This is a genomic window from Bacillus sp. BC08 (assembly GCF_054326875.1).
On the sequence record NZ_JBTGPA010000019.1, the window covers coordinates 125,071 to 150,211 of the forward strand.

Here is a 25,141-nt window from a genome sequence, read left to right on the forward strand (position 1 = left end):
AATTTGAAGATGAAATTCTCTTTCTTTACAATGGAAGTAGGTGTTATTTCTATAAAATATGGAAAACGTAAAGAGTGTGTAAAAAAGAAGGAGTGGTAAAGTGAACTATGTCATTATTGGCGGAGATGCAGCTGGTATGAGTGCAGCGATGCAAATTGTTAGAAACGATGAAAATGCAAATGTTGTAACGTTAGAAAAAGGTGAAATTTATTCGTATGCTCAGTGTGGATTACCGTATGTCATTAGTGGTGCTATCGCTTCAACGGAAAAATTAATCGCGCGTAATGTAAAGACGTTTCGTGATAAATACAGAATTGATGCGAAAGTACGACATGAAGTAACGAAAGTAGATACGGAAAAGAAAATGGTGTACGCAGAGCATACGAAGACGAAAGATATTTTTGAATTTCCGTACGATCGTTTATTAATTGCGACTGGAGTGCATCCTGTTATGCCAGAATGGGAAGGCCGAGATTTGCAAGGTGTTCACCTTTTAAAAACAATTCCGGATGCTGAGCGCATATTAAAAACGTTAGAAACGAATAAAGTTGAAGATGTAACCATTATTGGCGGCGGTGCGATTGGACTGGAGATGGCAGAAACATTCGTCGAACTTGGTAAGAAAGTAAGAATGATTGAGCGAAATGATCATATCGGTACGATTTATGATGCAGATATGGCTGAATATATACATAAAGAAGCAAGTAAGCATAATATTGAAATTTTAACGAATGAAAATGTAAAAGCATTTAAAGGAAATGAAAGAGTGGAACAAATTGAAACGGATAAAGGAACGTATAAGGCAGATCTTGTTTTAGTGTCGGTTGGAGTGAAGCCAAATACTGATTTTCTTGAAGGAACAAATATACGTACAAATCATAAAGGAGCAATTGAAGTAAATGCATATATGCAAACGAATGTGCAGGACGTATATGCAGCTGGTGATTGCGCAACACATTACCACGTTATAAAAGAAATTCATGACCACATCCCGCTTGGAACGACTGCGAATAAACAAGGGCGACTCGCTGGACTGAATATGCTGGATAAGCGAAGAGCCTTTAAAGGTACGTTAGGTACAGGTATTATTAAATTTATGGATTTGACGCTCGCAAGAACAGGCTTAAATGAAAAAGAAGCAAAAGGGTTACATATCCCGTATAAAACAGTCAAAGTAGATTCTACAAATATGGCGGGCTATTATCCAAATGCGAAACCACTTTATTTGAAATTATTATATCGCTCTGACACGAAACAATTATTAGGCGGACAAGTAATTGGAGAAGAAGGTGTAGATAAACGAATTGACGTGATCGCAATGGCACTTTTCAATAAAATGAGTATTCACGAGTTAGAAGATGTCGACTTAAGTTATGCACCACCATATAACAGCGTTTGGGATCCAATTCAGCAAGCGGCAAGGAGAGCAGAATAGCACTTTTTAAGTGCTATTTTTTTTTGCAAAGGTAGGTAAACTTTTTTAGCGAATAATAAAGAGGGAGAAACAGTTACATATAGGGAAGGGGATCATAAAAAATGTTTGTAACACTTCAAATAGTTCAAGAATCAGAAAAAGAAATATTACGTAATTTGTATGCACTATATCTTCATGACCTCTCTACATTCACTCCTAATATAACGATTGGGGAAAATGGATTTTTTGAATACGAAGATTTGCACATGTTTTGGGAAAATGATGGAATCACTCCGTATTTTATAAAAGCTGAAAATAGTATTGTAGGATTTTTATTATTGTTGGAACGCCCCTTTTTGAAGAAGGAAAACGACTTTGGCATAAATGACATTTTCATATTGAATCAGTACAAAGGAAAAGGAATCGGTAAACAAGCTGTTGAGAATGTATTAAAAGAGAAACGAGGACAATATTTCGTTATTGAACTTGTGAAAAATGTACGAGCAGTTTCTTTTTGGAAGAAAGTATATAGGGAGCTAAACATCGAATTTGATGAGAAAAAACAGTTAATCGATGATGAAGAATGTCTCGTTCAAACGTTTAAAATATAATGGAATCGATGCTCCTAGTATATTACTTTGAAATTTAACTTTATTGCGAATATACCGTTCACCCTTGAAAACATAGTACTTATCGCTTATATTTTCATATAGTATTTATTTTTAAATAAAGCAATGAACGAACCAGGGGGCACAGTATGGCAATTAATATGAAAACAATCGAAGAATGGATTGCTGAATCAAACGCAAGACAAGAAGAAGACTTTGGACATGTTGTGGAAGAGATGAAAGAAGTATGCGTCGGACTTGATAATGCGACATTAATTTATACGAAAAACGTATTTTGTTTCGGTAAGAAAGTAGAAGTATTCTTCTTCTTCCAAGACCATGTCGTGATCGGACAAGAAAAAGATGAATATATTGAAATTGAAAAATTAAAGTATGATGCCATTACACATAGCAACTTAAAAACAAATGACAAAAATACAACGTTAGAATTAAAGTTTGCTAACGGACAATCTATCAATTTAGATAGTTTAAATGATAACTACGGTACGAAAAACTGGTTATTTGCGAGACAAATTAAGAGTATTTTTAAGTTAATCTAGTAAAAAAGCAGACCTTTCAAGGTCTGCTTTTTTATTTGTTTCCTATTACACAAAGGCATCCTCTTTCTTCATAACATTTCACACTTTTAAATCCTGTTTTATAAAATAGGTTTATTAATTCTTCAGTCGTTTTACATTTCTCCATATGATATTGAATTTTGAAAGTTTCAGCCACTAATAAAAAGGATCCGTTCGGTTGTAGGACGCGAAATACTTCTTTTATATCTTGTTCCACATCAGGCCAAAAGTAGTGTGTTTGAAAAGCGGTTATGAGATTGAAGAAGTTCGTATGATAGGGAATAGAAGAAACGCTTGCTTGTTGAACAATGACTTTTTTGTTTTGAACATCTTTTATATTCGTCTGTATAGAATTTTTTACAGCTTGATCGGAGTAATCAATCCCGTATATTTTCCCAAACGGATTTCGTTTAGAAAGAGTGTGTATCGTTTTACCGCCGCCACAACCGATATCTAATATGATTGCATCTTTCTTTATATGTACTTTCTGTAATCCCCAATTTGTTAGTCTCGTATGTGCACTGTTCATAATACAAAGCATGGAAGAACCAATTGTTCCGCGAGGATTTTTTGCTTGCTGGATTAATCGTTGTAAAATACTCAAGTTAAACTCTCCTTTTATGTAAGAATATATACTCATTTCGCTTTTTATAAATTGAGTCCTTTAAAAAAAGCACGCCGTATATCGGCGTGCTTCTAATTACGCAAATCCCCTTTTAACCAATTCCGCGCTCGATACGCCCCGACAGGAATTTGAATGAGAGACGTTTCATTTCCCACATCTATCCCGTACAACTGATCACATGAATTTGTATCAAAACTAAGTAAAGGATGCCCGCCCATTCCCATCGCGGTCGCTGCAAAAACGAGTTTATGAACGAGTATACCAGCTTCCATTTGGTGAATACGGTACCCTCTATAGCCTAATGCATTTGTATAGTAATCTTTCTTTCCGACCACATGTAGGCAAAGCGGTACTTGAAAAAGATTTACGTTATCCATCGTCATACTGGATTGAAGGGGATAACGAAGGTCTCCATATCGAAGTGGCTGTATGGAATGATTTTTGCTGCTATAAGAATAAGCGCCGTTTTCTATATCTTTTACGTTATAAAAACATCCATATAAGGAGACGCGCGCATTTTCATTTACATACTGACCATCAAGGTCGTTGTAATAAGGAAAGGCGAGGCTCGCTTCTTGTAGTAAGGTAGCGAGCCCTGCTGCATCCCATTTCGTTAAAGTGAAGTCAGCATCAGGGGAATACCGTTCTTTACAAAGTTGTAAAAAATCATACGATAGCCGTTCTACTTGCGGCAACTGTACAGCGTGCGCATAATGTTGATAGTGCTCTTCATGATGTAGTGTGTGGAAGTGTGCTGTCGATTCGATCATAGAAGCTGCATTTATTTTTGATATCATAGGATGTTTATCTACTTGCTTTGATCGAACGAAATGTTCGTGTGTTAATGGCGGAATTTGCTGTAGTAATTCATGAGAAGTAACCGTGTTATTATGATGATCATCATTGTGAAACCAATCATTTTGCGGTTCTGTACTTAAAGGAACAACAGCATACACGCTTTCTTCGCCTTCTGGCAGTCCGAGTAAATGATTAATTGCACGGTCTAGAAACTGAAAATATACGCCATTTGTGTAACCGAATTGTTTGGCACATTCAAGTAATTGACCGATGAGAACACCACTATCTAGTCCTTGAAGACGATATGAAAAATTATTGTATTTAAAGAAGTTTTTCCAAAACATAGTGGATACGAATGCAGCACCAAAACAAGACTGTATGTTACAACGATAGCCGAGTGCTTCCGAGAGATAAGAATCGAAATTTCCTTCGCGAAGTAAAATAAGTCGGTGGTGCGCAGCGTCGTAATGGTAAATACCATCTGGATAATCGTCAATCTTTAAATATATATACAATTCATTTGGATATAAAGCGCCGCCTGAAGGGATAGCTCTTCGGAATAAAATTTTCTCGCTATTTAGCTGACATAATTGTGTTAAACCAAATGAGGCCCAAAGATAATGACCAATCTCCTTCAAAGTAGGTGTAGTAGAAGAGTTAGGTAAAGATAATGGTATTTCTAAAGGGAGAGGGATGATAGGTGCATTTCGATATAATTTATAAGGAAGCGGTGCATCTTCCCAGTCCACTTCATGATTCGGCATAATTTCATCGATCGAAAAATGAAGATGATGTAAAAAAGTATCCAGCTGCATAGAATCCCCTCCTTTACTATGGAAATGGGTGCGGATGTGGATTTAATTGTTCATTCGTTAAAGGCTCAGCGCTATATCCAAGTGTCATCGGTACGGTATACACTCTATCTAGTCCTGTAACCCGAATGAGATGGTGACCGAACGTCATCGGTAGCATGCCTGGAATAATGACTTTTACACAATGTAATCCGTTTTTTTCTATAAGAGGTACGGTTTGATCTACAACGATTACTTCAAGTCCAGCTTGCTCTAGACGGTTTAAAAGTTGATGAAGATCGGATGTTAAATCTAGATCAACTGATTGTAATGCATTCATTTCTTGGAACGTTTGCACCGGTGCATCGTCACGTAAAAGGAAGTGAAGACGTTCTTCCGCTTCTTTCAATCCGTACAGCATACTATGGTCTTCCATTTTGTTTACGAGATAAGGGTCTTGCAAGCAGTTTTCGTAGTGCTCTCTTTTTTGTTCGAGTTCATCGTCTGCTATTAGTAACATGCCTGCTATTTCATGAATGGCACTCTTTAAAGCGCGGACAGGGTCTAAATGAGAGCCTCCCGCACAAACGACGTTCATTCCATTTTCACGCGTATTTTTCGCGATTACCCATAAGCTTGGGATGCCGTGTTCCATCGTTGCGTTAAAGGCATGCAATTCATAGCCGGTAATCGTGTATAGCCGCTGAATCATTAATTGTAATTCTGTATCATTTGCTGAACTAAGATCAAGGCGGGGGAGAGGTAATTCGGCATACCAAGTGAGCAAAAAGGCGTCACGCTCTACAATTTCTAAAATGCCGTGAAAAATCGCTTCTTCTAAACTACCACCAATAGCACATCCATTTGATGTTTCATATACGTAAGCATCTCGATGACCGAGGCTATAATAAGCGATTGATTCAGGAACTAAAATTGGTTGATTTTGTAGTAAAGAGTAGCCCCATACCCAATTTTGTTCATAGTCAGGATCAAACGGTTTAAACGGGAAACTATTACGATTATAATGTTCATTTGTATGTACACCGAGCGAGAGGGGATTCAGTGCATGATCCTCTAACTCACGAAAACTGCCGTGTACATTTGTCTTTTTTCCTCGAGGTGACATACCACAATATCGTTCTAAACCTTCTAAAATAGCAGTCGCTTCACTCATTGCAAATGAAAGAGTTCGGCCTGCAACACCTTCATTTCCAAACATTAATGGCATGTTTATAATAACGTCAGCAAACGGTAATAAAGAATGCTGCATTTTTCCGTTTAACATACCGACTCGGTAATCTAAATAATCTCTCGCTAAAAATGTGTTTAGTTCATGAATGGAACGACAACGATACGTTGCTTCGCTTGTTTTTAAGCTTGGTTGTAACGAAATTGCTGCTGCATCTGCCGTATCATCAGGCAAATTGCTACATACAGGGCAGAGGGGATCTGCAAGAAAAGAATGACGTGTACATTGCAGTGTTTGTAAGTCTAGTAAAATGAGTTTATTTTCTAAAGAAGAATGGTGCTGAGCTAATAATTTCTCTGTTTCTGCGCAAATAAGATGGCACATTTGTAACATACCATTTTGGGTGGCACGTACATCACGCCTCGTTACGTTATCTTCTTTTACCGCATATTTTCGTTGTAACTCCCACATTTCTTTTTGATCAAAGCCAGCGATAAAGCGTCGTCCATCGGCACAATGGGTACATCCAGCTGCAAGAGGATGAATGTAAGGACCGATAATACCTTCACCAAATGAAGTAAACCCGCGTAACCACGGAATCTGATTGGAACGGAAAATTAGTTCGGCATCATGATGAATGGAAGAAGGAGAGCCATCATGTAATACGAGAGCGAATTGAATATTTTCAGGGAGTTCGTCTGTAAGGCCATGTTGGCGAATGATAGAATATTGTTTGCATAGTTGATCATGTACATAGTTTGCAAGTAGGCCATCTCCTATAAGCAATATATTTTGAGTCATAGACTGTCCTCCTTTGCAATTAATACCCCGTACACACCATCTAAGTTTTCTTTCAAGAATGGTTCAATAGCTAAATCAAACACGAATGGATAAAAATTATGTTCTTCTAAATGTTGCAAGGCAAGCTGTACAGATTGCGTGCTTGGAATTTCTTCTTCCACTTGTATTTCTAACCTAAAAGAATCCGTGTCATATAAAATAATAGAGGATTCCGGCAAGATATTAGCTCTGTATGGAGTCTCTTCATTTTGAATATGAAGAAGGGATAGTTGTAGTGCGTTTCGTAATGCTAACGTGGTATTAATATTAGATGCGCCGTACCATCGATCATTTATACCGACCCAAACGACTGGAAAGCTGAGAATCTCTTCACTTACTGCTATTTTAGGTGTTTCATGAATTGTAGCGAGAGCATCGTAATAAAATCTACAATGTTCATCATGAATTTCGGTTAAGTCGACCGTCGTAATTTCTTCTAGCATATGTGATTGTCGCTCATACAATTTGTTATTTAAATGTTGTTGTAGCGCCCGGTATACACCTTCTGTCATTGTCTCCCCAGCGCCAATACCGATATCGTTATGTTCAGGAATAAGGCGGTGCATAATTTCTGCTATATATGTTTCAATTCCTGCTAAACCAGCTTCTCGGCGCGCTTCATTATGAGTCAAACCACCACAAGTCATAAGAGGCAGGAGGGAAGCAGGACCATCTGATAATGGAGTAGCTACTTGAATATTGCATTGTGATAGCGGTAATTGATATGAATCTTGTTCATCCCATACATGGAATAAACCAGCTTCTTTAGAAGTTAATGAGTCGAAAAAGCGGAATAAATCCGTTGAGGTATGTTGGCTGGACCGATGCTCAAGTTGTTCAGAAAGATTTTCTATCGTATCAATTGTAAAACTTTCATCAGTTGCGAGCGGATGTTTTATAAAAGGATGCCATGCTCCTTCGAGTGTTTCGTAATTTAATAAAAAGAATTGTGGTTCTTTTTCTCGGTAAGAATCATCAGCGACATGCTTAAGTAATTCAAATACGATTATATTTGCTAACATTGCAGATGGAAGTGGTGAAAATGATGCTGATGAATGTTCATTTTGTAAAGTCGTTTCATGTAGCCGGTGCCATGCGGACTCCCAGCATTTTTCATGATTAGCTGTTACGATAGGACCAGCTATACCAAGTGCTGATAAACAGACGGCTGGTATGAAGTTCTTCCCTATCTCTCTACAAATCGTGTGAACAGCTCTTAAACCGTCAATATCTCCATTTTGAGAAACGTACAAAATCCAGTCGAAAGGCTCGAACACTTCATGCAGGGGACGATCAATTGTCGTATCTATTTCTTGAACAAGTACAGTATCATCAACTTCATATGCAAGTTCTACTAGCTCATGAATGCGTTCATAACTCGTTTCCGCATAATCTGTCACAAGGTAATGAAAGGTAGGTAATCCTGATTCTAATAAAGAGGAAACTAAGGAAGTAAGCATATCTCCAGAACCAATTATAAGGACATTTGCCCCGCGGTACGTTTCGAATTTTAGAGCACCTGAATGAGAATCAGCTTCTAAAAATTCAATTTGTGAGGCGTATCTATCAAGTAATGCGCTATTTAATTCATGAGGTGCATCTTGACTTACATCCCGAACGAAACCATTTTCATATAAAATCTCTCCGATTTCCAATACACGATTTTGGTAGGGGAGAGGGAGACCGTCGGTTATTTCTGCTAAAGAGTAATTACCGCTAAACATTGGCATTAATTTTTCAATCCAGTTGTAAATTCCATCACCGTCCATACGAAATGAACTGGCGTTATTTCGAAAATAGACACCCCCGTTTGAATCGGGGAGGAAAAAAGTATCCTTATTTACTTTAAGTTTTGCATCAATTGGAAGGTTATTCATTTTAATCCTCCTTACGTTTTAGGCATACATTATTAGCTTATGTTATGGAATTTGTCCCGTATGAACGCAATAAAAAAAGGCTGTAGAATGATTCATTCTACAGCCTTAAATAGATTATTAATCTATCAACCTTCTAATAATAATGATTTTGGATCTTCAAGCATATCTTTAACAGCAACAAGGAAGCTAACTGCTTCTTTACCATCAACAATACGGTGATCGTAAGATAAAGCGATATACATCATTGGACGGTTTTCCATACGTTCTGCATCAATTGCAACTGGACGTACTTGGATTTTGTGCATTCCTAAAATACCAACTTGTGGGCTGTTTAGAATCGGTGTTGACATTAGAGAACCGAACACACCACCGTTTGTAATTGTGAATGTACCACCTTGTAGTTCTTTTAATGAAAGTTTGTTGTCACGTGCTTTCATACCTAAATTACGAATTTCGCTTTCGATTTCGGCGAAGTTTAATTGGTTAGCATCGCGTACAACTGGTACAACTAATCCATCTGGAGCTGCTACTGCAATACCGATATCATAGAATTTTTTAATGATAAGCTCGTCGCCTTGAATTTCAGCATTTAATAATGGGAATTGTTTTAATGCTGCAACAACTGCTTTTGTGAAGAATGACATGAAGCCAAGACGTACATCATGTTTTTTCTCGAAAGCATCTTTACGCTCTTTACGTAATTCCATGATTGCAGTCATATCAACTTCGTTAAATGTTGTTAACATTGCAGATGTTTGTTGAACTTCTACAAGGCGTTTTGCAATTGTTTGACGGCGGCGGGACATTTTCACGCGCTCAACTGGTTTTTCGAATTCCGTTTTTGCAACTGGAGCAGGAGCTGGACTTTTTGGAGCAGCTGGTGCTTCTTTTGGTGCTGTAGCATGAGCTTGTACATCGTGTGGTCTCACACGTCCAAGTGGATCTGTGCTACGTACGTCGTTTAAGTCAATTCCTAATTCACGAGCCATTTTTCTAGCAGCTGGTGATGCGATAGGACGGTTCGTATTTGGTAAACCTTGTAAAGTTGCAGCTTGCTCAGTAGTTGGAGCCGCAGCTTTCGGTGCTTCAGTTGTTTCTTGTTTTGGTTGCTCAGCCACTGGTGCAGGTGTACTTACTGCAACTGGTGCTCCGTTTGCATCTAAAATTGCGATCGTTGCGCCAACTTCAACTGTATCCCCAGGTTCGCCTAGTAACTTCGATACAATACCTGAATCTTCTGCAATGATTTCTACATTGACTTTATCAGTTTCAAGCTCAACAACGCTGCCACCTTTCTCAACTTTGTCGCCTACGTTGATAAGCCATTGTGAGATAGTTCCTTCAGTAATAGATTCTGCAAGCTCAGGTACTTTAATTTCGATCATTTTAAATGTCCTCCCCTTATTTGCCTAACGGTGTGTTTTTTATTCTTTTGTCTTCGGTAATCTCCATTTGTTAGCCTGCCCCCCGGCAGAGTATCTGTCCGGGGAACAAGCTAGAAACCTTCATTGTTACTTTTAGTTGCTGAAAACTTCAATTTCTTGTTTATCTTGACGGAAGTTATACTTCACATCTAAAGCGTGTGCAACAATTAGTTCTTGCTCAGCTTTGTGAGCGAATGGATCGCCGCCAGATGGGCTAGAGCGATCCGGGCGTCCAATGTAACCTGTTTTCACTTTATCTCCAGCAAGTTCGAACAGAATTGGAGCCATATAATGCCATGCGCCCATATTACGAGGTTCTTCTTGAACCCAAATAATTTCTTCTAAGTTTTTAAAGCGTTTAATAATAGATTGAACTTTCTCAGCAGGGAATGGGTACAGCTGTTCAATACGGACAACATGAACTTCATCTAAGTTGTACTCATGTTTACCAGACTCAATTTCTGCTGCTAAGTCAATCGCCATTTTACCTGTGCTTAAAACAAGACGTTTTACTTTAGTTGGTTTTGTACCAAGGTTTTCTTGCTCTAGAGCAGGCTGGAAACGTCCTTCGCTTAACTGACTAGCAGTTGAAAGCGTAAGTGGGTGACGTAATAAACTCTTCGGCGTCATCAATACTAATGGTCGAACAGCTTCTGTTCCTAAGATAGATGCTTGGCGACGTAAAATATGGAAGTATTGTGCCGCGCTCGTTAAGTTTGCAACTGTCCAGTTATTCTCAGCAGCTAACTGTAAGAAACGCTCTGGACGTGCACTAGAGTGCTCTGGCCCTTGACCTTCATAACCGTGTGGTAATAGAAGAACTAAACCAGATTTTTGACCCCATTTTGCTCTTCCAGCTGAAACATATTGATCAAATAATGCTTGCGCAGTATTTGAGAAGTCACCATATTGCGCTTCCCACATAACAAGAGTTTCTGGAGCGAATACGTTATAACCATACTCGTAACCAACAACAGCAGCTTCTGATAACGGACTGTTATGAACAGAGAAGGATGCATTAATATTTGGTAAGCGATGTAATGGTGAATATGTTTCATTTGTATCAGTATCGTGTAATACGATATGACGGTGCGCGAATGTACCACGTTGTGAATCTTGACCAGTTAAACGAATTGGCGTACCTTCTTGTAAAATAGAAGCGAATGCTAATGACTCAGCAAGTGCCCATTCAATTTTACCGTTCTCTTCAAGAGCATCTTTACGGCGCTCAAGAATTTTCTTCACTTTTGGATATACGTTAAAGCCTTCTGGCCAAGATAGTAGACCTTCATTAATTGCACGAAGTGAGTCAATCTCAACACCAGTATCAATTGGCTGAATGCCTTTTGCAACAACATCTGGCACTTTAACATGAATTGTTGCATCGCTCGTATCAGCTGGTGGTACTTGTGCATAGTCAGATTTTAATTGTTCTTGTATAAACTGAGTAATTGTTTCAACCTCATCTGCATTTAGAACACCAGCAGCTTGTAATTGATCTGCATAAATCGCTCTTACAGTTGGGTGGTTTTTAATCTTTTTGTATACTTGTGGTTGCGTAACTGCTGGATCATCCATTTCGTTATGACCGTAGCGGCGGTAACCAATTAAATCGATTAAGAAGTCTTTTTTGAACAATGTACGATATTGAATCGCAAGGTTAGCAGCAGCAAGACAAGCTTCTGGATCATCAGCGTTCACGTGAACAATCGGAATATCGAAACCTTTTGCAAGGTCACTTGAATATTTCGTAGAACGAGAATCATAGCTATCAGTCGTAAAACCAACTGCATTGTTTGCGATAACATGAATCGTTCCACCCGTTTGGTAAGCATTCAATCTGCTTAAGTTCAACGTTTCAGATACAATACCTTGACCAGGGAATGCAGCATCACCATGAACTAAAATTACGAATGATTTTGAAGTGTCTTGTTCTGGAAGACCAGATTTTTTACGATTCTCTTGAGCCGCACGTGCGAAACCTTCGACAACAGGGTTAACGAACTCAAGGTGACTTGGGTTATTTGCTAATGTAACACGCGTGCTAACTTCTTCGTTACTAACGACTTGTTCTCTACCTAAATGGTATTTTACGTCGCCAGTCCAGCCAGAGTTAGCCACTGCGCCTTCTATTTTTGCATGTTTGAACTCAGCAAACATGTGACTATATGGTTTTTCTAATACGTGTGCAAGTACGCTTAGACGACCGCGGTGAGCCATACCAATCATGACATCTTCTACGCCGCTTTTAGCACCTTCTAGCACAATTTCATCTAGAACAGGTACAAGCATATCAACGCCCTCGATAGAGAAACGCTTTTGCCCAACGAATGTTTTATGCAAGAATTGCTCGAAACCTTCAACAGCTGTTAAACGTTTTAAAAGAGCAGTTCGTTTTTTATTTGATAGTGGTTGACGCAATGAATTTGATTCCACCATTTGATGCAACCACGCGCGTTCTTCACTATCTTGTATATGAGAAAATTCATAAGCTAAAGATTTTGTATAAACGTCTTTTAATCTATGAATTACATCAAGTGCAGTGTGAATACCTTCTGGTGCATCTTGCCATACTGACTTAGCTGGAATCGCTTTCAAGTCAGCATCGCTCAATTCGTTCATTGCTTTCTCAAGAAGAGATTGTCCATTTGCAGCATCTTCCATCGGATTGATGTGAGCCAACGTATGCCCGAAAGAACGAATCTGTTCAACAAGCTGAACGACTTTAAGAATTTTTTCAATGTTCCCTGTGTTTTGAGGAGAAAAATGTGTTGCTGTGTTGTCCCCTGTTACGACATCATCTTGAAACGAAGGAGCTCCAAAAATTTCAAAAAGCTCTTGTAATTCCGGATCAACAGAACCTGCTCCAGTTACGTAAAGATCATACTGCTCAATAACATAACCAAGGTTCGGACCGTGGAACTTGGCCCAAGGGTTTGTCGTTGTATTCTTCCTCGTCATTTGTTTAAACCTCCCAATGCATATAATCCTTTTTCCATACAAAAAGGTGCATTTTGCTCTTTTCAATAATTGATGAACCAATAATCAATGTAAATGTTTTCTTTACTCTTATGTTATTACAATAATTTACATAATACCAAACACTATTACTTATCTGTTTTGTAAAAAAACATTCACAATAACTTATCACCCAAGTTAATCTTTCATGTTATAAAGTAATTTTACAGAAAAATGGTGTGGATATATTTGGTATACCTATACGGATAACTAAAATTGTTGCATGTAAATATAAGTATAATAGTTAGAATGTTTCGATAAAAATGAGTTCGAATTATGTATATTGAAATAATAAGCGCTTTCATTGATATTATACAACAATATAACGGAATATAGTATAAAAAATAAAAAATTATGAATTTATCGTAAACTTTATTTAGATAGTGTTAAATATCGAAAGGAAAGTGAAGGATTTCTACAAAAAAAGTTGCTAAACATAAAAAATGCTTCATAAACAGTTAGTTTCTATAAATATGACGAAAAACACGGTAAAACCAATAACGTATTTCGTGGAATAAAGAGATAAATGAAATATTTTAAAAGGATAAAACAAATAGGGAGATATTAAATTTTAAAAAAAGAGAGGAGGAGATATAGTAACGGTTATTTACAGTGTTCCGCGTTTTATTTCAAAATAGACTTGCTAAAAATGAAAAAGTTTCTTCTATATAAATAGAACGAAAAATGAATAAAACGAATGTAAAGGAAACTTGACGTAAAGCTTGCTTTACACATATACTCGCTATAAGGGAGGAGGGAGAAGTTTCCTTGGAAAATAAAATGGTCGAATACCGAAAAAAATTTGGACTATCTCAAGAAAAATTGGCTGAGAAACTTGGAGTTTCCAGACAAACCATCATTTCAATTGAAAAAGGAAAATATGATCCATCACTTCCGTTAGCATTTGAAATAGCGAAAACATTTCAGACAACGATAGAACATGTATTTATTTATGAAGGAAAAGAAGAGGGGGAATAAAGATGAACTATTCACAAAAGTACTTCGTTATCATGGGAATTATCTTTCTATTTATGAGTGGAACTATGGTATTAGCAGGCATAATGACACATTCCGCACCACCGGCTCCAACTTATACAGTACTTGCGATGATGATAATGTGCTTCTGCTTAAGTTACTTACACCCACAATTTAAAGAAAAAGATGAGCGGATGAAACTTATTCGTTATAAAGGAATGTTCTTCAGCTTTTTTGCATTAACAGCATATTATCTTCTTTTCTCTTTCGGTTTAAATCTACAAGTAATTACACTATCTGCGGTTGAACTATTAAACATATTAATGGCACTTACGATGAGTACAGTTTTTATCTCATTTGTTGTTTTATCGAAAAGATATTAAGATGGAAGAGAGAAAGGAAGATTAACATATGCAAATGATGTATGCTTTTGGCATTGGACTTGTATTATTTTTAGCCGTATTCTTATTTATTCGGAAAGACGTTCAAGGTGGGACGCTAACGAAAAGAGGCTTTTATAAAATGATCGGCTGTTTAGTCGTTATGTTTATAGCGATCATCGTAATGATCGTTTTAATAAATCAGTCACTATAGAATGAACCTTACTTGAGTAAGGTTTTTCTTTTTTGTATAAAATCCGAAAATTCCCACTAAATCCATTTACTACATATAATCGATATTATATAATTTAATAAAATGATAGATAGGGAGCATACTATATGAACAAAAAAACTATCTTCTTTTTATTAACATGTCTACTACTTATAGCTAGTATTACTTATATAATATGTAACAAACGCGAACCAGTGCCACCCATGTTAGTATGGGAGGATCAGGAATACTACGTTACGAATGAACCTGCCGAAGCTGAAAAAATTGGACAAAGGCTCGGAGAAGTAACGAAGAAAATCGAAACAAGTAAAAAACCTACTAAAAACAGTGAATCCAACACATTACAAGAAAAAACAGAAGTATTCACAATGATAGAAGAAGAGGGAGAACCTCACTCACCTTTAATCATAAAGAAGCCTTATAGTGACGAATATAGAGTAGTAAGACCGATGTTACATGTATTATAAAGTGAAAAGGAGACTTATATGCAGACAGTAACTTCATATCCATGGTCGTTAAGAAAAATGTTTGTTTTTTTCCTTTGCTTCATCCTTCCGCCAATCGGTGCAATTTATATTTTGATGAATCGAGAGGCGCTACAAAAGAGAGACTTCATTTTATATGTATTATTTGCTGCTATTAATATATCGCTTTGGTTATCACTTATGATCTTTGATCGGAGTACGTGGATGGTAGCGGGGCATTATATGCTTGGAGCAATTGTTATTGTTTTATCGAATATGAATAATAGATAGGCCAGCAACCTTAAAGTTGCTGGCTTTTATTTTGCTATTTATAATGAAGAAACAAATTTTTAATAGAGAGTAGTGGGCGTTATGAGATGGAAAGAGGGAACGTTTGAAAAAATAGAAGCGAATGACTCATCTGTTGAGCAACTCATACATACATTCAAGGAGCAAAACGTAAATGGCGGAGCGGTTATAAGCTGTTTTAAAGTACATAACGAAAATTTTTTCAAAGAAATACCACATTCGAAAGAGGGAAACGAACACTTCTTTAGAAGAATCTTCAACTCTTTAGATATAATCAAAGACTTAGAGGAATTAAAAATACATACGTCAGAAAAATATAAGTTTCGTTTTAAAGAGCAACTGGCAGTCATGCTTGATGGAAGCATTGCCGCTCAAATTTTGTGGGGCGGGGCATATGAAGGATTTAAGGAACGACCAGTTATCGCAAAGCAATTAGCGGTCAATGTATGTCAATATATGTTTCAAGATCGATACGAAGATATAAAAGTGTTCGAAAGCTACCGCCCTTGGACAGATTGGTTTTACGATGTTGCGTGGGATATTACTTGGATGGTGCTAGATAGTACGGAGCATAAAATGTGGTTAGTTTGTGCTACGGATACGGATTGATAGATGGAAGAAGTTTTATGCGAATGGTCTTTGCTAGTGCCATTCGCGAAGATAAAGATGGCGTCGTAAAAGGGGAATTGGGTTTGGGAACATTTGGCCATGACTTTAAATTAGGAAAAGAAACGGGATTATATGTTGCAATTGGTATATTACTTGTAGTTGCCCTCGTTAGCTACCTTTCTGTGACTGTTGAGGGGGATACTTCTTGGTCCTACCTCCTTAGCGCCACATATTACAGGCATAGGGATGGGTGCACATATCGGATGGTGTCATACTGCCATACAGAGTTACTATACAGACACAAAATCGACCTCCCGAGTTTTATTTTCTCAGTCAATTTTATAAAATTTATTCTCTCAACATGTGCCCTTATAGTTACATCTCCGCTGACTATCCTCGTTAGTTCCTTCTAAAAGTGCTTATTTTGATACTCTGTAGTTAAAACTATTAAGTTCAACTAATTAGTTCTACCTCGGGTAGTTATTTGTTTTAAATGCATTTAAATACTTAAAACCTAGAGAAGGATAATCTCTTAGAGAATAGTTATATAGTCTTTCTCTTGGTTTCACCAAGTAGTAAACCTATATAGGACAACCAATTAATATTCCTCAGTAGTCATTTGTATTTATCTTTTTCACTGAGCTGGGATCTATTAGGGGAACTCTTTTAGAGTTTTGCCTGTGAGATGGACTGATGTAGTTATACGCAGAATACAGATTTTTAAGATTATATAAAATATTCATAGTTGAAAAAAACCTATTGTGGTAAAATATTCTATATAAATATTTAAAAGGGGAATGGCTATGGGGGATATAAAAGTTACTCCTGAACAGTTGCGAAAAGTGGCAGGGACTATTAGATCAACTATCACGAATGCAACTGCAACACAGGAGCGACTAAAACGAGATATTGATATGATTTCTAGTAATTGGTTGGGCTCAACCTATATGAAATTTAATACGGATTTCCGCGATTCATCCTTTAAGATGGCACAATTTATAATCATATTAGAGCCACTTGAGAAGTTTCTACTTGATTCTGCTAATAAATTCGAACAGGTAGATAATATGGATGTTGCTATTGCGATGGCTTCTGGTATTCTTAATAAAAATAATGATAAAGTCGAATATCTTACAGGTAAGGCAGAAGGTGCTGAAGGAGATCGACTTGGAGGGAAATTAGAAGGTACAGTAGTAAATGGTGAGTTTGAATTAAGTAAGGATAGTAAAATAAATACAAAGTTTGGTACTGGTTCTGCAGAGCTAAATATTCCGTATAGTAAAGAAACACTCCGCGAAGATGCTTCTAGTGGTAACTTGATTGGTGGAAAAGTGGAGGCACGCGCTCAAGAAACATCTTATGTAAGAACGGATATTCCTTATATGGAAGATATAACTGTAACTCAAAAAATGCACGATTTTAGTAGTATTGTAGGTTATGATGAGTATACAGCGAAGGTAGGTGCGGAATATAGTTCGCGCAAGTATGAATTGCTTTTAGAGAAAATTGATGTTCCGGATATTATTCCGTATTTCAGTGATCACGATATAACAATCCGCTTAGAATTGGGAGTAGGGACTTATGGGTATAAGCTTCACATGGGTCAAGAGAAAGGTTTTTATGCATCATACGAAGGTTTTGGAGGAGGTTTTTTCTTGAAACCTGAAAAAAAGGAGTAATCACACATGTTTAAACAAGGACGTATTTTGATGTATATTTTTACCGCAGTTTTATTTTTTTCTTCATTCTTTTTTCCGCAGCCAATGGAAAAAAGGTTTTTAACAGCTATTGCAGCATTGATTATTGGTGGAATAGGTATTGGAATTTCCTATCTATTAGAAATTTTGAGTAACAAGTCGAAGAATATATCTAAAAAGAACGGAGAATGACGATGGAGCTTTTCCCGATTGGTTCAGTTGTAAAGCTAAAAGATCTAAACCAACCTGTTATGATTATTGGAAGAATGGTCATTTCAGCAGATAAACGTGATTTTGATTATGTAGGGGTTCTTTATCCGGTTGGTTATTTAGGTGATGAAAAAGTGTTATGCTTTAATCATGATAAGATTGTAGAGGAAATACATAGCGGGTATTTGAATGAGAGTGAATTAGTTTTACGTGAGAGGTTAGTAGAATTGTAAAAAGATTGAAAAATACATATAGATTTAAAAAACACGATAGGGGAAACGAAATGGGAAAGATAATGAGAACCCTTGTAATCATAGGTATACTTATCCCTCCGGTACTACTGTGGAGTGCACCTGATATTCCTCTAAATGATAAACTGCTGTTTACAGGTTTACAACTAACTGTAGGATTCACCACAGTAGTAGTGTTAGAGGTTATATTTAGAAATCGAAAAAAGAAGAGGGCAAAATAGATATAAATTGTATAGAATGGCAGATGAGAATATTGGTGGTTAATCATCTCAATAAAAGAAGCTAACAGAAGCAGGGAGAAATCCTTGCTTTATTTTTTGTATAGAATTGCTAAGTAGAGTATCGTTAAATTAGGATATCCGAAGGGATTACTGTAGGTAAAACTGGGCTATTGCTTATAAGTTTAAACCTGAGGGGGAAATGTACAAACAGGCACACTATAGAGAGGTAACACCTGAGGAAGATATCGAGCAAGTTAAAAATGATGTGTTACACATGTTTAGTAATGTGTTTGATAAATTAGTCTACCTCGAGGGGATTAATGTTACTGAGGTAATTGAGTTGGAGTACCAAGCAGGTAGAGCTGAGGAAGATGCTGAATTGAGGTTCCTCCAGCAAATCACACTGGATGGTTGTGTCTCGTGAGGTAGCAATCCAAAGCTACCTCTTTAGTTTTACCTAGAAAGATAAGGATAGGGTAGATATGCGTATTCGATAGTAGATGTTTATAGTAGAAATAATTTCGTAGAATTGGACTAGGTGATATTATAGAGTTAGCGCGAATGTATAAGTTATAATTACAAGTGCTGTAAGGGTAACCCAGAGGAGAAGAAGTCTTTGGAGTTTTAAGATTATATAAAATATTCATATTTGCAACAATTCTGTTGTGGTAAAATATTCTATATAAATATTTAAAAGGGGAAGGGCCTATGGGTTTAATAAAAATTACTCCAGAACGTTTGGATCAGTCAGCTAAGTTGGTACAAGATGTTAAACAAACTTTAGACAATATGCACAAAGATCTTTATAATCAAACAGAGTACATAGCGTCTCAGTGGACAGGTGCAACCAGTCAGAATTTCTATCAAATGTTTAATGAAGCTAAACCAAAGATTTTTGAAGTTAATAATCTATTGGATAAAATTTCAGAAGAACTCCAACATTCTGCTAAGAAATTCCGTGAAGCAGATCAAATGAATTATATGATTGCGAAGGCGAAGTCCCAAAAAAATGTAGAATATTTAAAAGGTAGTATGGACGCGAATTTTGGTGATGGTAGAGTGTCACTTAAAGGTAGTGGAACTGTGATGAATGCCGAACATGAGTTATTTGATAATGCAAACTTTACCTTTAAAGCATTAAACGGTTCAGCAGAATTCAACATACCATATACGATCGAGGCTGCTAAAGAAGATGTTTTACAACGAAATATTATAGGGGTAAAAATAGAAGGCGCTGTTGCAGAAGAGACTATAGCCTATAAATATAATTCTTCTAAAGGTTTTGGGGAGGAATTAACTCTTACTAGCAAACAAGGAGTAGCTTCTTATGTACAGGGGATTGAGGGATTTTCTTTTAAAAGTGAAAACATGATAGCTTTGCAAGTATACGAAGCGGAAATTACGAAGATTAAGATACCTAATTATATCCCTGTATTAGGTGACTATGATATAGATGTTAAAGGTGAAATCATACTGGGTGGATATGGTTATAAAATCCGTGCAGGTGAAGAATCGGGATTTTCCGCAACAGCACCTAATGGTTATGGTGGAGGATTCTCATTTAAATTTAAGAAGGAAGAGTGAGGATGGGGTTAAAATGCGTAGAGTCACACAAATAGTAATATGTATTGCAGCAGTACTATTAATTACACTAGCTATGATAAATGGAGAAACGTGGAAAGATAAAATTGTTATTTCGCTGGCTGTTCTTATATTTACTGGATTTTCTCTAGTGTGGAACTCATTTGTTATAAATCTTATGGAAAAAGTCAATAAAAAAAGGGGGAATAAATAAATGAAACTTTTACCGATTGGAACAGTAGTTAAGCTAGAAGATATAGAACAATTTGTGATGATTATTGGAAGAATGGTTACTTCAGCGGATAATCGTGAGTTCGATTATATAGGTGTTCCTTACCCAGTTGGCTATTTGGGTGAGGAAAAAGTATTATGTTTTAATCATGATAAAATTGTAGAGGAAATGCATAAAGGGTATATGACTGAGAGTGAATTGGTTCTACGTGAGAAATTAGTAGAATTGTAAAAAGAAACGTAAATCTTAAAGATATGATAGGAGAAACAAAATGGGGAAGATAATGAGAATTATTGTAATTATTGGTATCATTATTCCTCCAGCGTTACTGTGGAGTGCACCTGATATTCCTCTAAATGATAAACTTCTGTTTACAGGTTTACAACTAACTGTAGGATTCATCGCAGTAGTAGTGTTAGAGGTAATATTTAGAAATCGAAAAAAGAAGAGGGCAAAATAGATATAAATTGTATAGAATGGCAGATAAGAATATTGGTGGCTAATCTTCTCAATAAAAGAAATTAACAGAAGCAGGGAGAAATCCTTGCTTTATTTTTGTATAGAATTATTAAGTAGAGTATCGTTAAATTAGGATATCTGAGGGGGATAGGGATCTGAGTTAAATAAACAGTAGTCTTAAGAGTTATCTTACTGATTTCAACGAGTGTAAAAACTATAATTTTAATTACTATACAAACTTAAGTAGCATTTTCTTTTCAGCCCTTTCTTAGTTTTATGAAAACAAAAAAGAGGACTACTTATGGTGTCTGATAGAGATCACCACAAGTTTAGCTTGTGAGAATACTCTATCAAGCCTTGATACTATTAGGTTTTATGACCCCGGAGAGGCTCGAACTCACGACCTCCACCCTGTCAAGGTGGCGCTCTCCCTGCTGAGCTACGGGATCTTCAAAAATGCGTATGTAACAGCATCTTTAATCTGTATGCTAAAGTAATTATATAAAATTAACTGAAATTTTACAATATTTTATATTGAATTTGAAGGGAAAGTAGTTGGAATGGTGCTAGTCGTATATTAAGGAATACATAGGTAGAGAATGTAGTGAAAAGTAATTTCGAATAAAGCGGTTATATTATTTGTTTCGATACCAATCCAAAGGACCCTCGTCACTTAAATCAACAAGAAAAGGGAATAAGAAGTGTAAAGGTAAGCTAATCAGTTCTGGCATAGCGCTCAATGTTTTCTTTGATAGATACTGCCTTCCAAAACAATACGGACAATCTTTTTCAAATGTCACGAGTATCGACCATATATCTTTTACTTTCCATTTCGTTTTACAATACGTACAACGCGCCATAGAGTTCCTCCTCATGTTAAGGTTTCTTCTAGTATATTCCATTCTATTGTACGAAAGTCATTTGTATTTGGTGTGATAAAATGGAAGTTGTTTTGTTTTTATATGGATTTATTTAGTCATTTATGATCAATTACATATCGTTGTCTATTTTTGCAGGATGATAGATTTTTAGTTGCAATATGCAAATTGGCCAATATATCCTTTTTACAATTTACTTAAAATCATGTATAACAGAGATACAAGATTATTTTATAATTATTCAGAAGCAGAGGGAGAATTATTGTAATGGTAAGGAAAACGTTCAAGATGCGTGTATCTAGAAATAGAACGATTTCGATTAATGGCTCGATTCTTGATGTGGATGTTACACATGATGAGTTTTTACAAGAGTTTGTTGAGTGGGTCGATTCTAAAGGCTGGTCGTTTATGGGGATGACAGATGAGATTACACCTGAGGAAGCTAGTCAAAATTTAATAGATTCATTGATTGATGAGAAGGATAAGAAAGAGTAATTCCTTCTTATTTTTTGTTGTATATTTATGTTCTTTATCGTAAAAGTATGATATAGTAAAAAACAGTGAATATTCTTCCAATTTAATACAAATTACATATGAATTGGTAGATTCAGTTTTTTAGCTATGAGAGTATAGTGAAAAGGGAGAGTCATATGGTAAATTTTAAGAAAATTTTGGCTTTTATTACCGTTATTTGTTTATTTTTTTTGACACCTATGACGTTACGTGCTGAGACGAATGTTGGAGTGAATCCAGAGCAAGTGGCACCACCACCTGCGGAAGGACCAAATGTTTTTAGTCAGTTTGCAACTGCGATTGATGCGAAAACAGGAGATGTTTTGTATGACAAAAATGCACATCATCGCGCGTTTCCAGCTAGTATGACGAAGGTGTTAACGGCGATTTTACTTATGGAGCATACGAAGCCAGAGGATCAGTTTACGTTTTCACAATTAGCATTAGATCAAGAGAAGAGTAATTATCAAATTGAGTTTCAACCTGGTGAGACGATTAATAGAAATACTGCGCTTATGATTTTAATGGTGCTGAGTGCAAATGATGTGTCGTATGCGATTGCGGAGCGTATTGGCGGAAGTGTTGAGAATTTCGCTCATATGATGAATGAGAGAGCGAAGCAATTAGGGGCTACAGATAGTCACTTTGTCACACCAAATGGATTGCATGATCCGAATCATTATACAACACCATTTGATATGGCTATGATTACGAGAGGTGTGCAAAAGTATCCTGAAATTTTGCAAGCGATGAATACGAAAAGAACGACAGTTACGACATCTAGACAGACGGTGTCTATTTTTAACAAGTCTACTTATTTTGAAAATCCATATAGCATTGGCGGTAAGACGGGTTTTACAAATGAAGCGCGCAATACGCTCGTTTTATTAAATGAGAAGGATGGAAATCGTATTATAAATGTAGTAATGGCTTCTCAAAGACCTGAAATTTATGAAGATTTGAAGCAGATGGCGGACTATTCTTTCGGTCAATTTGTGAAGCAAACTGTACTAGATAAACATAGTTGGCATCAAAAGGCAACGTATTTAAATAAAGATATTGATAGCGAGCTTGAAAAAAGTGCAGAGCTTATGCTTAAGAAAGATGAAGGGAAGAATGTGAGGACGATTTTCCGTGCGGCCTCATTAGATAAAGATTCTTTATATCATAAAGGAATTCATCGTGGTGAGGTAGTTGGGGCAGTTGATATTACGAAAAATAATCAAACAATTGCGACGGTAAATGTTCTTTCTAAAGAAGATGTTACTTTTGCGATGCCTAAAAAAGATACGGCTGAGCCTGAAGTAAACGAATCAAATGTGAAAATAATAAGTATTGGGATAGGTGCCGTTGTATTATTGGGAGCCATTTTATTTGTAGTGCTACGCCGAAATACAAAAGGAATGAAATCAGAAGAAAAATAAATTACTAGTTAAAAGGCTGTGAAGAGACTTTGTCACAGTCTTTTTTATATGTTTAAAATAACTAATAATTGTAAATTTTCTTATTGCATTTATGTATTGTTCGTTATATTATTTAGTTGTGTTCTTGTTAAAGAACGAGATGTGTATTATATACTTCAAATAATATAAAACAACGGAGAGGGAGAGAAATGATGAAATTCGTTTGGAAGATTATTAGCAACGTTATCTCATTTGTTTTATTTGCAGTAATGGTTTTCTTAGCTTTTGTAGTTATTTCTTCAAAAGCGAGTGGTGGGGATCCAACATTGATGGGATATCAATTTAAGAGCGTTCTTTCAGGATCGATGGAACCAACATTTTTGACAGGGTCAATCATTGCGATAGAGCCAACGAAAGATGGTTCTAAATATAAAAAAGGTGATGTTATTACGTTTAAAGAGAAAGATGACAAAATTGTCACTCACCGTATTATCGGTGTGAAAGATGCAAATGGAAAAGTAATGTATGAAACAAAAGGTGATAATAACAACGGACCAGATTTAGCACCAGTACTTGCAGAGAATGTAATCGGAAAGTATGCAGATATTACAGTTCCATACGTTGGTTATGGACTGAATTATGCGAGTTCAAAAGCGGGAGCAGCGTTACTTCTTATTATTCCAGGAGTCTTTTTACTTGGCTATTCCGCGATTTCTATTTTTGGCGCTATTCGTAGCATCGACGGAGAAAAGAAAGATAAAAAAGTAGAACAATCCGTCTAGTTATCTTAGTTATAAGTTCCTACTAGGAAATTAACAAATATATATTATGGGGGATTTGGACATGACTTTAAAGAAAAAATTAGGGATGGGTATCGCATCAGCAGTACTAGGAGCAGCATTAGTTGGTGGAGGAACATTTGCATTCTTTAGTGATAAAGAAGTGTCAAATAATACATTTGCGGCTGGTACGCTTGATTTATCATTAAATCCATCAACAGTTGTTAATGTATCGAATTTAAAGCCTGGTGATACAGTTGAAAAAGAATTTAAATTAGAAAATAAAGGTACATTAGATATTAAAAAAGTTCTATTAAAAACAGACTATAGTGTAGAAGATATGAAGAAAGATAATAAAGAAGATTTTGGTCAACATATTAAAGTAACATTCTTAAAAAATGTAGATAAGCATGAAACGATTGTGAAAGAAACTACATTAGATAAATTGAAGGGCGATACACTTACAGCAGTAAATAATGATTTAGCTGCTTGGTTCTGGGATGAAAAAGGTATTTCAGCAGGTAAATCTGATAAATTCAAAGTGAAATTTGAATTCGTTGATAATAAAAAAGATCAAAATGAATTCCAAGGCGATAAGTTACAATTGACTTGGACGTTTGATGCACAGCAAGGCGATGGTGAAACGAAATAATAATGACAACAAAAAGAGACTATCAAAAGTGGTAGTCTCTTTTTGTGTTAAAAGAGAAATGTAAAAAGAAACATAATTTTTATATCATTTTTTAATTACCTTTATTATAATAAAGGTATAGTTCTTGATAAAGA

Annotated in this window: 29 protein-coding genes and 1 tRNA gene; 22 read left to right on the plus strand and 8 right to left on the minus strand. The window is 36.2% G+C overall.

From position 1 onward, the window contains the following. Positions 1 to 100: 100 nt before the first annotated feature. The 3 genes from ACXVYO_RS04190 (at position 101) to ACXVYO_RS04200 (ending at position 2,582) form a co-directional block, all read left to right on the plus strand. Entirely contained in the window at positions 101 to 1,435 is a 1,335-nt protein-coding gene (locus ACXVYO_RS04190) for an FAD-dependent oxidoreductase (protein WP_458466122.1), read from the plus strand. Positions 1,436 to 1,536: 101 nt separating this feature from the next. Continuing rightward, the gene (locus ACXVYO_RS04195; protein WP_458466123.1) at positions 1,537 to 2,025 is read left to right on the plus strand and encodes a GNAT family N-acetyltransferase; all 489 of its coding nucleotides are present in this window, start codon (positions 1,537 to 1,539) and stop codon (positions 2,023 to 2,025) included. Positions 2,026 to 2,171: 146 nt separating this feature from the next. Continuing rightward, entirely contained in the window at positions 2,172 to 2,582 is a 411-nt protein-coding gene (locus ACXVYO_RS04200) for a DUF3908 family protein (protein ID WP_458466124.1), read from the plus strand. 31 nt (positions 2,583 to 2,613) lie between these two features. On the opposite strand, the gene ACXVYO_RS04205 is transcribed toward ACXVYO_RS04200, so the two are convergent. The 6 genes from ACXVYO_RS04205 to odhA all read right to left on the minus strand — a co-directional run bounded on the left by ACXVYO_RS04205 (position 2,614) and on the right by odhA (position 13,105). Then, positions 2,614 to 3,204 (minus strand): class I SAM-dependent methyltransferase, encoded by a 591-nt coding sequence (locus ACXVYO_RS04205; RefSeq protein ID WP_458466125.1) that lies wholly within the window; start codon positions 3,202 to 3,204, stop codon positions 2,614 to 2,616. 92 nt (positions 3,205 to 3,296) lie between these two features. Beyond that, positions 3,297 to 4,838 (minus strand): SagB family peptide dehydrogenase, encoded by a 1,542-nt coding sequence (locus tag ACXVYO_RS04210; protein WP_458466126.1) that lies wholly within the window; start codon positions 4,836 to 4,838, stop codon positions 3,297 to 3,299. 16 nt (positions 4,839 to 4,854) lie between these two features. Further along, the gene (locus tag ACXVYO_RS04215) at positions 4,855 to 6,804 is read right to left on the minus strand and encodes a TOMM precursor leader peptide-binding protein (RefSeq protein WP_458466127.1); all 1,950 of its coding nucleotides are present in this window, start codon (positions 6,802 to 6,804) and stop codon (positions 4,855 to 4,857) included. Continuing rightward, a complete protein-coding gene (locus tag ACXVYO_RS04220) occupies positions 6,801 to 8,720 on the minus strand; it encodes a putative thiazole-containing bacteriocin maturation protein (protein WP_458466128.1) in 1,920 nt (639 codons plus the stop codon). Before ACXVYO_RS04220 ends, ACXVYO_RS04215 begins: the two co-directional genes overlap by 4 nt. 125 nt (positions 8,721 to 8,845) lie before the next feature. Further along, a complete protein-coding gene (odhB, locus tag ACXVYO_RS04225; RefSeq protein ID WP_088095603.1) occupies positions 8,846 to 10,105 on the minus strand; it encodes a 2-oxoglutarate dehydrogenase complex dihydrolipoyllysine-residue succinyltransferase in 1,260 nt (419 codons plus the stop codon). Positions 10,106 to 10,237: 132 nt separating this feature from the next. Then, a complete protein-coding gene (gene odhA / locus ACXVYO_RS04230; RefSeq protein WP_458466129.1) occupies positions 10,238 to 13,105 on the minus strand; it encodes a 2-oxoglutarate dehydrogenase E1 component in 2,868 nt (955 codons plus the stop codon). A gap of 825 nt (positions 13,106 to 13,930) precedes the next feature. On the opposite strand from odhA, the gene ACXVYO_RS04235 reads away from it, so the two are divergent. The 15 genes from ACXVYO_RS04235 (at position 13,931) to ACXVYO_RS04305 (ending at position 20,783) form a co-directional block, all read left to right on the plus strand. Further along, entirely contained in the window at positions 13,931 to 14,140 is a 210-nt protein-coding gene (locus ACXVYO_RS04235) for a helix-turn-helix transcriptional regulator (protein ID WP_000428506.1), read from the plus strand. A 2-nt stretch (positions 14,141 to 14,142) separates the two neighbouring features. Next, on the plus strand, positions 14,143 to 14,520 hold the full coding sequence (locus ACXVYO_RS04240; RefSeq protein ID WP_458466130.1) for a permease: 378 nt from the start codon (positions 14,143 to 14,145) through the stop codon (positions 14,518 to 14,520). 28 nt (positions 14,521 to 14,548) lie between these two features. Then, positions 14,549 to 14,731: a DUF3976 domain-containing protein gene (locus ACXVYO_RS04245; protein WP_001178300.1), complete on the plus strand. Its 183-nt coding sequence runs from the start codon at positions 14,549 to 14,551 to the stop codon at positions 14,729 to 14,731. A gap of 125 nt (positions 14,732 to 14,856) precedes the next feature. Beyond that, a complete protein-coding gene (locus ACXVYO_RS04250) occupies positions 14,857 to 15,216 on the plus strand; it encodes a hypothetical protein (RefSeq protein ID WP_458466131.1) in 360 nt (119 codons plus the stop codon). Between the two features lie 18 nt (positions 15,217 to 15,234). Next, positions 15,235 to 15,504, plus strand: coding sequence for a hypothetical protein (locus tag ACXVYO_RS04255; RefSeq protein ID WP_458466132.1), 270 nt, complete (start codon positions 15,235 to 15,237; stop codon positions 15,502 to 15,504). An 81-nt stretch (positions 15,505 to 15,585) separates the two neighbouring features. After that, positions 15,586 to 16,131: a hypothetical protein gene (locus ACXVYO_RS04260; RefSeq protein ID WP_458466133.1), complete on the plus strand. Its 546-nt coding sequence runs from the start codon at positions 15,586 to 15,588 to the stop codon at positions 16,129 to 16,131. An 803-nt stretch (positions 16,132 to 16,934) separates the two neighbouring features. Beyond that, positions 16,935 to 17,810, plus strand: a complete 876-nt coding sequence (locus ACXVYO_RS04265; protein ID WP_458466134.1) for a WXG100 family type VII secretion target — start codon at positions 16,935 to 16,937, stop codon at positions 17,808 to 17,810. A 6-nt stretch (positions 17,811 to 17,816) separates the two neighbouring features. Next, entirely contained in the window at positions 17,817 to 18,020 is a 204-nt protein-coding gene (locus ACXVYO_RS04270; protein ID WP_000476182.1) for a hypothetical protein, read from the plus strand. A gap of 2 nt (positions 18,021 to 18,022) precedes the next feature. Further along, positions 18,023 to 18,271, plus strand: coding sequence for a DUF4176 domain-containing protein (locus ACXVYO_RS04275; RefSeq protein WP_098200835.1), 249 nt, complete (start codon positions 18,023 to 18,025; stop codon positions 18,269 to 18,271). Between the two features lie 50 nt (positions 18,272 to 18,321). Then, on the plus strand, positions 18,322 to 18,510 hold the full coding sequence (locus tag ACXVYO_RS04280) for a hypothetical protein (RefSeq protein WP_000516419.1): 189 nt from the start codon (positions 18,322 to 18,324) through the stop codon (positions 18,508 to 18,510). Between the two features lie 199 nt (positions 18,511 to 18,709). After that, entirely contained in the window at positions 18,710 to 18,934 is a 225-nt protein-coding gene (locus ACXVYO_RS04285) for a hypothetical protein (protein WP_458466135.1), read from the plus strand. 284 nt (positions 18,935 to 19,218) lie between these two features. Further along, positions 19,219 to 20,094, plus strand: a complete 876-nt coding sequence (locus ACXVYO_RS04290; protein ID WP_458466136.1) for a WXG100 family type VII secretion target — start codon at positions 19,219 to 19,221, stop codon at positions 20,092 to 20,094. A gap of 13 nt (positions 20,095 to 20,107) precedes the next feature. Then, a complete protein-coding gene (locus tag ACXVYO_RS04295) occupies positions 20,108 to 20,305 on the plus strand; it encodes a hypothetical protein (RefSeq protein ID WP_440165137.1) in 198 nt (65 codons plus the stop codon). Continuing rightward, entirely contained in the window at positions 20,306 to 20,554 is a 249-nt protein-coding gene (locus ACXVYO_RS04300; RefSeq protein WP_458466137.1) for a DUF4176 domain-containing protein, read from the plus strand. 40 nt (positions 20,555 to 20,594) lie between these two features. Then, positions 20,595 to 20,783: a hypothetical protein gene (locus ACXVYO_RS04305; RefSeq protein WP_458466138.1), complete on the plus strand. Its 189-nt coding sequence runs from the start codon at positions 20,595 to 20,597 to the stop codon at positions 20,781 to 20,783. 375 nt (positions 20,784 to 21,158) lie between these two features. Here the strand turns inward: ACXVYO_RS04305 and ACXVYO_RS04310 are convergent. Next, a tRNA-Val gene (locus ACXVYO_RS04310) sits at positions 21,159 to 21,231 on the minus strand. Positions 21,232 to 21,417: 186 nt separating this feature from the next. After that, the gene (locus ACXVYO_RS04315; RefSeq protein WP_458466139.1) at positions 21,418 to 21,642 is read right to left on the minus strand and encodes a hypothetical protein; all 225 of its coding nucleotides are present in this window, start codon (positions 21,640 to 21,642) and stop codon (positions 21,418 to 21,420) included. Between the two features lie 285 nt (positions 21,643 to 21,927). On the opposite strand from ACXVYO_RS04315, the gene ACXVYO_RS04320 reads away from it, so the two are divergent. The 4 genes from ACXVYO_RS04320 to ACXVYO_RS04335 all read left to right on the plus strand — a co-directional run bounded on the left by ACXVYO_RS04320 (position 21,928) and on the right by ACXVYO_RS04335 (position 25,007). Beyond that, positions 21,928 to 22,155, plus strand: a complete 228-nt coding sequence (locus ACXVYO_RS04320) for a hypothetical protein (protein WP_000251865.1) — start codon at positions 21,928 to 21,930, stop codon at positions 22,153 to 22,155. Positions 22,156 to 22,310: 155 nt separating this feature from the next. Next, positions 22,311 to 23,597, plus strand: a complete 1,287-nt coding sequence (locus tag ACXVYO_RS04325) for a D-alanyl-D-alanine carboxypeptidase family protein (RefSeq protein ID WP_000247006.1) — start codon at positions 22,311 to 22,313, stop codon at positions 23,595 to 23,597. 191 nt (positions 23,598 to 23,788) lie between these two features. Further along, positions 23,789 to 24,358 carry a signal peptidase I SipW gene (gene sipW / locus ACXVYO_RS04330; protein WP_097816655.1) on the plus strand — a complete coding sequence of 190 codons (570 nt, stop codon included), beginning with the start codon at positions 23,789 to 23,791 and terminating at the stop codon, positions 24,356 to 24,358. Between the two features lie 61 nt (positions 24,359 to 24,419). Beyond that, entirely contained in the window at positions 24,420 to 25,007 is a 588-nt protein-coding gene (locus ACXVYO_RS04335; protein WP_097816656.1) for a CalY family protein, read from the plus strand. The last annotated feature ends 134 nt before the right edge of the window (positions 25,008 to 25,141 follow it).